Annotated in this window: 10 protein-coding genes; 3 read left to right on the top strand and 7 right to left on the bottom strand. The window is 71.4% G+C overall.

Annotation, left to right across the window (positions count from 1 at the left end; all coding sequences use genetic code 11):
• The first annotated feature begins 22 nt into the window (after positions 1-22).
• Genes ACGFR9_RS11570 through ACGFR9_RS11560 form a run of 3 tightly spaced genes read left to right on the top strand, consistent with a single transcriptional unit; the run spans position 23 to position 2,691 of the window.
• Positions 23-565, top strand: coding sequence for a nuclear transport factor 2 family protein (locus ACGFR9_RS11570; protein ID WP_393205829.1), 543 nt, complete (start codon positions 23-25; stop codon positions 563-565).
• Between the two features lie 49 nt (positions 566-614).
• A complete protein-coding gene (locus ACGFR9_RS11565) occupies positions 615-1,397 on the top strand; it encodes a hypothetical protein (protein WP_030218249.1) in 783 nt (260 codons plus the stop codon).
• Between the two features lie 58 nt (positions 1,398-1,455).
• On the top strand, positions 1,456-2,691 hold the full coding sequence (locus ACGFR9_RS11560) for a lytic transglycosylase domain-containing protein (protein WP_393205826.1): 1,236 nt from the start codon (positions 1,456-1,458) through the stop codon (positions 2,689-2,691).
• Positions 2,692-2,697: 6 nt separating this feature from the next.
• Here the strand turns inward: ACGFR9_RS11560 and ACGFR9_RS11555 are convergent, their stop codons facing one another.
• From ACGFR9_RS11555 to ACGFR9_RS11525, 7 genes are all read right to left on the bottom strand, one after another.
• Positions 2,698-4,530: a pyridoxal phosphate-dependent aminotransferase gene (locus tag ACGFR9_RS11555; RefSeq protein WP_393205823.1), complete on the bottom strand. Its 1,833-nt coding sequence runs from the start codon at positions 4,528-4,530 to the stop codon at positions 2,698-2,700.
• Between the two features lie 175 nt (positions 4,531-4,705).
• On the bottom strand, positions 4,706-5,857 hold the full coding sequence (locus ACGFR9_RS11550) for an aldose epimerase family protein (protein ID WP_393205820.1): 1,152 nt from the start codon (positions 5,855-5,857) through the stop codon (positions 4,706-4,708).
• A 53-nt stretch (positions 5,858-5,910) separates the two neighbouring features.
• Positions 5,911-7,158 (bottom strand): multiple monosaccharide ABC transporter permease, encoded by a 1,248-nt coding sequence (gene mmsB, locus ACGFR9_RS11545; RefSeq protein ID WP_393205817.1) that lies wholly within the window; start codon positions 7,156-7,158, stop codon positions 5,911-5,913.
• Positions 7,155-8,705 (bottom strand): multiple monosaccharide ABC transporter ATP-binding protein, encoded by a 1,551-nt coding sequence (mmsA, locus tag ACGFR9_RS11540; RefSeq protein WP_393205814.1) that lies wholly within the window; start codon positions 8,703-8,705, stop codon positions 7,155-7,157. Before mmsA ends, mmsB begins: the two co-directional genes overlap by 4 nt.
• Before the next feature lie 32 nt (positions 8,706-8,737).
• The gene (gene chvE / locus ACGFR9_RS11535) at positions 8,738-9,847 is read right to left on the bottom strand and encodes a multiple monosaccharide ABC transporter substrate-binding protein (RefSeq protein ID WP_393205811.1); all 1,110 of its coding nucleotides are present in this window, start codon (positions 9,845-9,847) and stop codon (positions 8,738-8,740) included.
• A 138-nt stretch (positions 9,848-9,985) separates the two neighbouring features.
• Entirely contained in the window at positions 9,986-10,954 is a 969-nt protein-coding gene (locus ACGFR9_RS11530) for a hypothetical protein (protein ID WP_393205808.1), read from the bottom strand.
• A 153-nt stretch (positions 10,955-11,107) separates the two neighbouring features.
• A complete protein-coding gene (locus ACGFR9_RS11525; RefSeq protein ID WP_393205805.1) occupies positions 11,108-12,112 on the bottom strand; it encodes a zinc-binding dehydrogenase in 1,005 nt (334 codons plus the stop codon).
• Positions 12,113-12,123 lie beyond the last annotated feature (11 nt).

The raw sequence follows: 12,123 nt of genomic DNA, 5'->3' as shown, positions 1-12,123 counted from the left end.
GCGCGGCAGACTGGAGCACCCCATGAAACGCGCGGTCCGCGCCCTCGCCGGTACCCGGCCGCTGCCGGCCCTGGCCCTCGCCCTCACCCTCGTCGCGGGCGGCTTCGCCGTCCGGGCGGGCCAGGACTGGTACGACGCGGCCCACGACGACCGGGCGGCCTACGCCGGGCAGCGGGACGCGGCCCTCGCCGCCGGGGAGCAGGCCGTGCAGAACCTCAACACGCTCGACCACCGCGATGTGAACCGGGGCCTCGACCTCTGGGAGTCGTCCACCACCGGCGAACTGCACGAACAACTCACCACCGGCCGCACCGAGTTCGCCGATCAGGTGAAGGCGGCGAAGACGGTCACCACGGCCCGGGTGCTGTCCGGCGCGGTCACCGAACTCGACGACCGGGCGGGCCGCGCCCGGGTGCTGGTCGCCCTGCGCGTCACCGTGAAGGCGGACGACGGGGCGAAGACCGACAAGGACAGCCGCATGCTCGGCGAACTCACCCGGACCGACGGCCGGTGGAAGCTCAGCGCCCTCGGCCAGGCGCCCGTGGGCGGCACATCGGACGGCTGACCCGGTCCCGTACCGCAGCAGCCGGCCGCACCGAGGAGGACACCGCACCATGTCGACGACCCGCCACCACATCAACCGCCAGCGCCGCCGCCAGGCCCGCGAGACCCGGCCGGCCGGGCCGCCGCAGGGCGCGCCGGGCGAGGCCCACGAGCCCCGTCCGACCGCGTCCGCCGGGCCGGCGCGGGGTGCAGGGGGCCGGGGCCGTGCGTCCGGCACCGCGGTGCCGTCCGGGCGCGCGACGGATCCGGACGCGGGCGGCGACGAGAAGGGCGCCCGCGTACGGGCGCGCCGCCCGGCGGGCCTCCTCGTGCTCTGTGCGCTGACCCTGCTCCTCGGCGGCTTCGCCGGCTGGGCGCACGCGAAGGCCGGGGCGCTGCGGGACGAACCGGCGCGGCGGAACACCGCCCTCTCCGATCCGGCCCGCACCGGAGAGATCAAGGGACAGACCGCCGAGGCCGTCGACGCGCTCTTCTCCTACGACCACACCGACCCCGGCGCCCTCGAGAAGGCCGCGGACGGCCTCCTCACCGGCCAGGCCGTCGAGCAGCACAGGACTTTGCTCGCCGACGTCCGCGAGCGGGCCGACGCACAGAAGGCCGTGATCACCACGACGGTCACCGACAGCGCGGTCGAGCGGATCGACGGCGACCGCGCCCGGGTCCTCGTCTACGCCGACCAGAGCAGCGTGAGCACCGCCGGGAGCACGAAGAAGGCCAAGGGCGCGAAGGACGCGCAGGACGAGGGCGTGTACGCGGGGGCCATGCTCGCCGTCGACGTCGTGCGCCGCGACGGGCGCTGGCTCGTCTCCGGCATCGACACCTTCGGCCGCTGAGGCCCGGACGACCGTACGACCCGCCCCGACACCGACGGATCCGACAGGAGCGACAGCCATGCCCGTACGCCGCGCCCGACGCCCGTATGCAGGGCGGACCCGCAGGGGACTGCGGACGACCGCCGTCGCCGTGGCGGCCATGGCGGCCCTCACCGCCTCCCAGGCGCCCGGCCTCACCGGGGACCGCCACGCCGACCCGTTCGCCGACGATGTCCTCGTACCGGTGGGGGACGGCCCGTACGCCGGGCCCGCCGCTCCGGACGACGGCTCGTACCACACCGAACTCCCGCCCCTGGACACGGCGGAGGCGGCCCAGGCCGCGTCGGCGCCCCCCGCGCTGGTGCGGGACCTGCGGTCCCAGTCGGGCATCCCGGCGACCGTGCTGCGCGCCTACCGTGCCGCCGAGACCTCCGTCGGTGCCACCGACCCCGGCTGCCGGCTGCCGTGGGAGCTGCTCGCGGCGATCGGCAAGGTCGAGTCGGGGCAGGCGCGCGGCGGCGCCGTCGACCGGAACGGCACGACGCTGGGCCGGATCACCGGCCCGCCGCTCGACGGCCGGGGGTTCGCCCTGATCCGTGACACCGACGGGGGCGTCCACGACGGGGACACGGTCTACGACCGCGCGGTGGGGCCGATGCAGTTCCTGCCGTCCACCTGGGCCCGCTGGGGCGCGGACGGCAACGGGGACGGCCGCGCCGACCCGAACAACATCTTCGACGCGGCCCTCGCGGCCGGCCACTATCTGTGCGCCGGCGACCGGGACCTGGGCCGGGCGGCCGACCTGGACCGGGCGATCCTCAGCTACAACCACTCGGAGGCGTATCTGCGGCTGGTCCGGCACTGGCTGGAGTTCTACGGCCGCGGCGTCCACACCGTCCCCGACGGCAAGGGCGTCATCCCGAGGAGCCCCGGCGCGGGCGGCGACACCCCGGCGACCGAACCCGTCGACGGCGGGAGCGGCGGCAAGGGCGACGGGGGCGGCGGCATCGTCATCGGCCCGGACCCGAGTACGCCGGGCAGTCCCGGACCGTCCTCCGGCCCCTCGCCCTCGCCCACCCCGGATCCGACCTCGCCGGAGCCGTCCCCGGATCCGACCACCACCACGCCGACGGATCCCCCGACGAGCGAGGACCCCTCCACGGAGCCGCCGGGTGAGACCGCGTCGCCCACACCGGACCCGAGCCCTTCGCCCACCGCGTCGGACGACTGCGACGAGGAGCCGGCGACACCCGGCCCCGAGGCGACCCCGGCCACCTCGCCCTGCCCGACCGTCCCGGCGACCCCCGCCGGGTGAGGCCGGTCAGCCCAGCTGGTCCATCCCGGCCGGGTTCGGCCAGCTCTGCGCGCCCTGCCAGCCCGCCGCCGGCGCCATGGAGAGCCCGTCGGTGCCCCTGACCTGGGCGGCCGTGAGGCCACCCTGGGCGGGCACGCCGGGCGGCGTGGGGCCGGTGGCCGGCGGCATCCGGGCGGCCACCGGTGCCGGCGTGGGGTACGGCGAGACGGGCATCGGCGCCTGCGCCGCGGGGGCGAGCGGCTGGGCGGGGGCCGGTACCGGCGCCGGCTGGGGGACCGGCGCCGGTACCGGCTGCGGTACAGGCTGCGGCGCGGGCTGGGGGACCTGCTGCGGCACGGCCTGCGGTACGGCCTGCGGTACGGGCTGGGGCACGGGCTGAGCGACCTGCTGCGGCATCCCCGGCTGCCCCGGAATCCCCGACAGACCCGAGAGCCCCGGGATCCCCTGCGCACCCTGCGTGCCCGCGCTCGTCACCACCGAGGCGGCCGCCGGCACCGGCACCCCGAGGCCGGGGGCCACCGCGGGGGCGGCCGCGGCGGCGGGGAGCGGGATGCCGGTGCCGGTGCCCGCAGCGGCGGCGAGCTCCGGAGCACCGACACCGGCGGTCTGTGCGGCGAGCCCCCGCATGCCCGCCCCGTTGGTCTCGCTCATCAGGCGGTCCACCGCCGCCGTACCCGAGCTGTAGCTGGTTCCCGGAGCGTGCTCGGGTCCGGCGGATCCCCTCCTGGGCGCCCCGTAGAGCACCTGTTCCAGGCCGGACACCAGGCGGCGCACGTCCACTTGGGGGCGTACCACGAGACGCAGGAAGCGGCTGGACGAGCCGATCTTGTTGCCGCACTCGCGGACCAGGATCCGGTGCTCGGTGAGCATCCGGTCACGGACCACGGTCCCCTCGGCGCCCACCGGGAGGCGCACGAAGAGGAAGTTGCCCTGGGACGGGTACACGGTGAGTCCGGGCAGTGAGGAGAGCTGGCCGGACATGTCCATCCGGTCGCGGCGCACCTGGTGGAGGCTCTGCACATACTCGGGGCCGTGCTCCTTCAGCATGAACACCACGTGCTCGGCGAAGGAGTTGAGGTTCCACTTGGGCAGCATGGAGCGGACCCGGCCGGCGAGGGCCGGGTTGGCGACCAGATAGCCGAAGCGGATGCCGTGCAGGCCGAAGTTCTTGCCCAGGCTGCGCAGCACGATCACGTTGGGGCGCAGCATCGCCTCGTGGACCACGCTCGGTTCGTTCTCCGCGTCGGCGAACTCCAGGAAGGACTCGTCGATCACCACCAGGTCCAGATCGGCCATGGCGTCCATGAACTGCACGATCGCGTGCTTGTGCAGGAAGCCGCCGTCGGGGTTGTTGGGGTTGCAGATGACGGCGACCTTGGTGCCGCGGGCGCGGATGAACTCGGCGTACTGCGCGAGGTCGAGGGCGAAGCCGCTGGACTCCTGGAGCGGGAACATGTCGACCCGCTTGCCGGTCTCCATGGGCTGGTCGGTCCAGCGGCCGAAGGTGGGGACGGGGACGGCGAGGGACTCACGGACGAGGAGGTGGTCGATCCAGGTGATGAGTTCGGTGGACCCGTTGCCCATCGCCACGCACTGCGGGGGGAGTTGGAGCAGGCTGCACAGTTCGGCCGTGATGGTGTCGGCGCTGCTCGGGTAGTACGTGATGATCTCGCGCAGCCGCGTCGCCATGTCCTCGAACATGGCGGGGGTCGGGAAGTACGGATTGCAGGGGATGCAGAAGTCCACCGGGCCGGCCCCGTCGCTCTCCCGTGTCAGCGCCGCCATCGACGGGCTGTGCGCCGCGGTGCCGCGGAACAACGAGGTGACGCTGTCGGCCATGGAACCTCCGTGTGTGACGGGCCCGTTGGGGACGGACGCACCCGTCAAAGCCTGGGTGGCCCGCGCGGGGGAGCACGGGCCACCCAGGAGTACGCACCGCGGACCGCGACCGTTCAGCGCATGTGAGGAAAATGTGACGGAGGCGGTTCACGGGAACTGGGGCGCCTGAGACGCCTCAGGCGCCGAACGAGTGCACCGTCGTCGTCCGGTACGTCCGTCCCGGCCGCAGCACCGTCGAGGGGAACGCCGGCTGGTTCGGGGAGTCCGGGAAGTGCTGGGTCTCCAGGCACAGTCCGTCACCCTGCCGGTAGACCCGGCCGCTCGTGCCGACGAGGGTGCCGTCGAGGAAGTTGCCGGAGTAGAACTGCAGTCCCGGCTCGTTCGTCGCGATCCGCAGGGTGCGGCCGGAGGACGGGTCGCGCAGCGTGGCGACGTGCTCCGGGCGGGCGGTGATGCCCTTGTCGAGCACCCAGTTGTGGTCGAAGCCCTGCCCGTACAGCACCTGCTGGTGGGCGGTGCGGATGTCCCGGCCGACCGGCTTGGCGCGGCGGAAGTCGAAGGGGGTGGCGGCGACCCGCGCCAGTTCGCCCGTGGGGATCAGCCCCGCGTCGACCGGGGTGTAGCGGGAGGCGCCGACGGTCAGCTCGTGGTCGTAGACGGAGCCGCTGCCCTCGCCCGCGAGGTTCCAGTAGACGTGGCTGGTGAGGTTGACGACGGTGGCCCTGTCGGTGGTGGCCTCGTAGTCGACGCGCCAGTCGCCGTCGCGGGTGAGCGTGTACGTGACCTTCGTACGAAGGGTTCCCGGGTAGCCCATCTCGCCGTCGGCGCTCGTGTAGTACAGGTGGAGGCCGACGTCGGAGCCCCGGGTGAACGGCTCGACGTCCCAGACCCGCTTGTCGAAGCCCTGGGCGCCGCCGTGCAGGGAGTTCTCGCCGTCGTTGACGGAGAGCTGGTACGCGGTGCCGTCGAGGGTGAAGCGGCCCTTGTCGACGCGGTTGCCGTAACGGCCGATGAGCGCGCCGAAGTACGGGCTGGAGGCGACGTACTCCTCGAGGGTGCCGAAGCCGAGGGAGACGTTGGTGTACCGGCCGCGGCGGTCGGGGATCTCCAGCGACCGGACGATGCCGCCGTAGGAGAGGACCTCCATCCGGGTGCCGCCGTTCTCCAGCGCCCAGCTGTGCACCTTGGTGCCGTCCGCGAGCCTGCCGAAGAGCGTCCGGGCCGGCCTGCCCCGGCCCGGCGCGGCGTGCGCCGTTCCGCCGAGGGCGGTGGCGGCGACCCCGGCCGCGGCGGCTCCCGCGATGACCGTGCGTCTGTTCAGTTCCATGTACGGCTCCCGAAAAGGAAAGGGCCCCGCCTTCCGGCGGGGCCCGAGCTGACTTACGAACCGGACTTGCGCTTGTTCCACACGTCGAAGCCGACCGCGGCCAGCAGGACCAGGCCCTTGATGACCTGCTGCCAGTCGGTGCCGATGCCGACGAGGTTCATACCGTTGTTCAGCACGCCCAGGACCAGACCGCCGATGATCGCGCCGAGGACCGTGCCGACGCCGCCGCTCATCGACGCGCCGCCGATGAACGAGGCGGCGATGGCCTCCAGCTCGAAGTTGAGGCCGGCCTTGGGAGAGGCCGCGTTGAAGCGGGCGGCGAACACCAGACCCGCCAGGGCCGCGAGCATGCCCATGTTCAGGAAGACCAGGAAGGTGACCTTCTTGTCCCGCACACCCGACAGCTTGGCCGCGGGCAGGTTGCCGCCGATGGCGTAGATGTGGCGGCCGATGACGGCGTTGCGCATCACATAGCCGAAGCCGACGAGCAGCGCGCCGAGGATCAGCAGCACGATCGGGGCACCCTTGTAGCTGGCCAGCAGCATCGTCACGACGAGGATGGCGGCACCCAGCGCGACGAGCTTCAGCAGGAACAGCTTGGCGGGGAGGACCTCGAGGTCGAACTCCTTCTGGCGGCGGCGGTCGCGGACCTCCTGGAGGACCACGAGCGCGATCAGTCCGATGCCGAGGAGCAGGGTGAGGTTGTGGTAGTTGGTCTCCGGGCCCACCTCGGGCATGAAGCCGTTGGCGACCGTCTGCAGGCCCTTGGGGAACGGGCCGAGGGTCTGGCCCTCCAGGAAGATCTCGGTGAGACCGCGGAAGGTCAGCATGCCCGCGAGGGTCACGATGAACGACGGTATGCCGCCGTAGGCGATGAACCAGCCCTGTATCGCGCCGGCCAGGGCGCCCACGGCCAGACAGAGGATCACCGCGACCGGCCAGGGCAGATCGTTCCTGACCATGAAGACGGCGGCCATCGAGCCGACGAACGCCGTCAGTGACCCGACCGACAGGTCGATGTGGCCCGCGATGATGACCAGCATCATGCCGATCGCGAGGATCAGGATGTAGCTGTTCTGCAGCACCAGGTTGGACACGTTGCGCGGCAGCAGCAGGTCGCCGTCGGTCCACACCGCGAAGAGCGCCACGATGAGACCCAGGGCGATCAGCATGCCGTACTGGCGCATGTTGCGGCGCAGACCGTCCAGCATCAGCTGGAGCAGGCCGTCACCGCTGCCCGCCCCGTTCCTGCCCGGCGGCGCGGCCGCCGGCGTCTTGTCGGTGACTTCGGTGCTGCTCATCGGGATACCTCTTTGTCCTTCGTCATCTGACGCATCAGCGATTCCTGGGAGGCCTCGGCCCGCGAGAACTCACCGGTCAGCCGCCCCGCGGCCATCGTGTAGATGCGGTCGCACATGCCGAGCAGTTCGGGCAGCTCGGAGGAGATGAAGACGACCGCCTTGCCCTCGGCGGCCAGCTTGTCGATGACCGTGTAGATCTCGTACTTGGCGCCGACGTCGATGCCGCGCGTCGGCTCGTCGAGGATCAGCACATCCGGACCCGCGAAGATCCACTTGCTGAGGACGACCTTCTGCTGGTTGCCGCCGGACAGCTTGCCCACCGGCTCGAACACCGTCGGGGCCTTGATGTTCATCGACTTCCGGAAGCGCTCGGAGACCTGCCGCTCCTCGTGCTCGTCCACCACACCGTGCCTGGCGACCTTGTTGAGGGCGCTGAGCGAGATGTTGCGGTTGATGGTGTCGATGAGGTTCAGCCCGAAGTGCTTGCGGTCCTCGGTGACGTACGCGATGCCGTGTCCGACCGCCTCGGGGACGGTCCTCGTACGGATCTCCGTGCCGTCCTTGAGGACGGTGCCGGCGGCGTGCCGGCCGTAGGTGCGGCCGAAGACGCTCATCGCGAGTTCGGTACGGCCCGCGCCCATCAGGCCGGCGATGCCGACGATCTCCCCGCGCCGCACCTCGAGGGACACGTCGTCGACGACCTTGCGCTGCTGGTCGATCGGGTGGTGCACGGTCCAGTTGCGGACCTCCAGGGCCGGGGAGGCGCCCTCCTCCGGCTGGTGCGGGGTGCGCTCCGGGAAGCGGTGCTCCAGGTCGCGGCCGACCATGCCGGAGATGATCCGGTCCTCGCTGGTCTCCTCGGCCTTCACGTCGAGGGTCTCGATGGTCCGCCCGTCCCGCAGGATCGTCACCGAGTCGGCGACCTTGCGGATCTCGTTCAGCTTGTGGGAGATGATGATCGAGGTGATGCCCTGTTCCTTCAACTCCAGGATGAGATCGAGGAGTTTGTCGCTGTCCTCGTCGTTCAGGGCCGCGGTCGGCTCATCCAGGATGAGCAGCTTCACCTTCTTCGAGAGCGCCTTGGCGATCTCCACCAGCTGCTGCTTGCCCACGCCGATGTCGGCGACGCGGGTGTCCGGGTGGTCGGAGAGCCCGACCCGGCGCAGCAGCTCGGTGGCGTGCTTGAGGGTGACGTTCCAGTTGATGAACCCGCGCGTGGCGTGCTCATTGCCGAGGAAGATGTTCTCCGCGAGGGAGAGGAACGGCGACAGCGCCAGCTCCTGGTGGATGATGACGATGCCGCGCTGCTCGCTGGCCCGGATGTCCTTGAACTCGCAGGGCTCTCCCTCGAAGAGGATGTCCCCCTCGTAGCTGCCGTGCGGGTGGACGCCGGAGAGGACCTTCATGAGGGTCGACTTGCCGGCGCCGTTCTCACCGCAGATGGCGTGGACCTCGCCCTCCCGGACGGTCAGGGTGACGTCCGACAGCGCCTTGACGCCGGGAAAGGTCTTGACGATCGAGCGCATTTCCAGGACGGGTCCCGCCATGGTCGTGCCTTCCAATCCTTGAAGGGGCCCGGTTACTTGAGCTGGTCCTCGGTGTAGTAGCCGCCGTCGACCAGGACCTGCTTGTAGTTGGACTTGTCGACGCTGACCGGCTGCAGCAGGTAGGCGGGGACGACCTTGGAGCCGTTGTCGTACGACTTGGTGTCGTTGAGCTCGGGCTTCTTGTCGTTCAGGACCGCGTCGACCATGTTCGCGGCGACCTTGGCGAGCTCGCGCAGGTCCTTGAAGACGGTCTGGGTCTGCTGGTCCGAGATGATGGACTTCAGCGAGGCGACCTCGGCGTCCTGGCCGGTGACGACGGGCATCGCCTTGCTGCCGGAGCCGTAGCCGTCCGACTTCAGGGCGGACAGGATGCCGATGGAGATGCCGTCGTAGGGCGAGAGCACCGCGTCGACCCGGGCGCTGCGGTAGCTGGAGGTGAGCAGGTCGTCCATGCGCTTCTGCGCGGTGCCGCCGTCCCAGCGCAGCGTGGTGACCTGGTTGAGGTCGGTCTGCTTGGAGCGGACGACCAGCTGACCCTTGTCCATGTACGGCTTCAGGACGTTCATCGCGCCCTGGAAGAAGTACCGGGTGTTGTTGTCGTCGTTGGAGCCGGCGAACAGCTCGATGTTGAAGGGGCCCTTCTTGCCGGCCTTCAGCCCCAGCTTCTCGGCGATGTAGCCGCCCTGCAGCTCGCCGACCTTCTCGTTGTCGAACGAGGCGTAGTAGTCGACGTTCTCGGTACCGAGGATCAGCCGGTCGTAGGAGACGACCGGGATGTCGGCGTCCTTGGCCTGCTGCAGGACGTTGCCCAGCGACTTGTTGTCGATCGCCGCCACGATCAGGGCGTCCACACCCTGCGTGATCATGTTCTCGATCTGCGAGACCTGCTGGTCCGGGTCGTCCTCGCCGAAGACCAGCTTGGTCTTGAAGCCCTTGGCCTTCAGCTCCTTCTCGACGTTGGCGCCGTCGGCGATCCAGCGCTCGGAGGACTTGGTCGGCATCGCGATGCCGATGGTGGCGCCGTCGCTGCCGCCCTTGTCCTCCTCGCTGCCGCCCTCGCCGCTCTGGCCGCAGGCGGACAGGGTCAGGGCGAGGGAGGCGGCGGTGGCCACGGCGGTGAGTGCGGCTCTGCGATTACGCATGATCATCATCCTTGATGTGGGTGCGGGGTCGGTCCGGACGGGCGAGGCGCTTCCGGGGGTGGAACGGGTGACCGAGAACAGGGTGTGTGCGATTGTGCGCGGCTGTGTCTACTTCTGTGAAGCCGGTTTTCCGGAACGTTATGACGAAATCTCGAACCGGCTCTGGGCGCCCGGGAGTCGGGACCCGATCGGCGCCATGTCGCCGTCCGCGCCGTGCCGGGCCAGCAGGTCCAGCGCCAGCCGGCCGCGCCGCACCCGCTCCTTGGCGGTCGCCAGGGTCAGCTCCCGCATGTGGTGGCCGTACGGGTAGATGCCGGGCGCCTTGGCCAGGCCGAACTTCAGATACAGCGGGGCGCCGCGCCGGATGAGCTCGGCGACCTCGTACATCCGGACATAGCCGCCGAGGTCGTCCGGCGCCTCGATGTACATGTCCATCGGGGTGGCCGAAACCCGCCGTATCTCGCTGAGGTGATCGAGCGTCAGATCACTGGGCACGTTGATGGAGTCGGCGCCGAGCCGCTCGTAGACGGCGAACGAGGCCGGGTTCACCGGGCCGACGAGCGCCGACAGCTTCAGTGTGGTGTCGGCGGGCAGCAGCCCGGCCGCACGCGCCCGGTGCAGCGTCCACAGCACGCCCTCGTCGGCGACGAGCAGGCACGTGACGCCCAGCTCCGTGGCCCGGACGGCGTCTTCGACACAGCCGGCCACCGCGTCGTGGCCCCGGGCGCGCAGTCCCGCGCCGCCCGAGTCGGTGCGGGTGGAGCCGCCGATGTCCCAGGTACCGCGCGGGCCGGTGAACAGGCAGAGCTCGATGTCCCGTTCGGCGGTGGCGTCCACCATCTCGGTGATCTCGGCGTCGGTCAGCATCCAGACGCCGCTGCCCTGGCTGATCCGGTGGATCGGCACATCGAGGCGCGAGGCCTCCTTGAGGACCACGGCCAGTGCCTCGGGGCCCTCGCACGAGGGGACCTCGGTGCGCCAGCGGCCGCCGCCGGGGAAGGTGTGCGGCGAGGCGTCGGCGGGGTCGAGGGCGGGTGCGCTCAAGCCGAGCGCGGTGAGGGCGGGTTCACCGGGCCTGCGGGGAGCCGTGGCGGAAGCGTCGGTCACAGGGTGTCCTTTGGTTCGATATATCGGACGAAGTTCGCCACTCGGGGTACGAGCCGGGCGAAGTTCGCGGCTCGGGGTACGAGCCGGGCGGGGAAGGCGGGGGGTGTACGCCGGTACGGGGGCCGTCGGGTCGCCCCCGTGCCGGCGTACGAACTAGGGACGCAGCAGAACCTTGCCCACCTTCGGATCGCCGGACCCCACCAACTCGATGGCCTGAGGGAACTCGGCGAGCGGCAGTTCATGGCTCACCAGCGGCAGCGGATCGAGCAGCCCGGCGGCGAACACCCGCACGGTGTGCGCCCAGGCGTCCGGCGGCGCACCGAAGACGGTGTGCACCTCCAGCTGCCGTACGACCAGATCCGTCGGGTCGAGTCCCTCGGCACCCGGCGCGGGGATACCGGTGAGAACCAGCCGTCCGCCGCGCCGCAGCAGCGCGGCCGCCGTACGGGCCGCGTCCGCGGACCCGGCGGTCTCGATCACCACGTCGAAGTCGTCCGGGAGCGGCTGGTCCCTGGTACGGAAATCGGTGGCCCCGTACCGCCGGGACAGTGCCTCCCGGTCGCCCCGGGTGCCCACCACCAGCAGCTCGGCCGGGGAGCCCGCGCGCAGGAACTGCACGGCGAACATCCCCAGCGTGCCGGTGCCGACCACCGCGACCCGTTCACCGGGCACCGCGTTCGCCTTCAGCGCGGCGGCGGCGATACAGGCGGCCGGCTCCAGCAGCGCCGCCGCGCCCAGATCGGCGTCGTCCGGCAGGACGTGCAGCAGCCGGGCCGGGAGCGTCAGCGTGGCGGCCATGGCGCCCGGCCGGGTGAAGCCGGTCTCCTCGTACCCCGCCGAGCACAGCGTCGTCTCACCGGCGTGACAGCGGTCGCAGACCTGGCAGTTGCGGAAGCCCTCGCCGACGACCTTGCGGCCGGCCAGCGCCTGGGGCACGCCCGCGCCCACCCGCTCCACGGTCCCGGACCACTCGTGGCCCGGGACGAGCGGGTAACGCACGTACCCCTCCGGCCGGTTGCCCTGGTACACCTCGCGGTCACTGCCGCAGATCCCGGCGGCGTGCACCCGGACCAGGGCCTCGCCGGGACCGGGCTCACGCGGCTCGTGCGGCTCCAGACGGTGCTCGCCCGGAGCCTGGATGACGACCTGGGTGCTCATCGCGCCCCTCC

The organism is Streptomyces sp. NPDC048584 (assembly GCF_043199595.1).
GTDB lineage: Bacteria > Actinomycetota > Actinomycetes > Streptomycetales > Streptomycetaceae > Streptomyces > Streptomyces edwardsiae.
The sequence above is the reverse complement of the archived record's forward strand: the minus strand, read 5'-3'. Positions and strand labels throughout refer to the sequence as shown.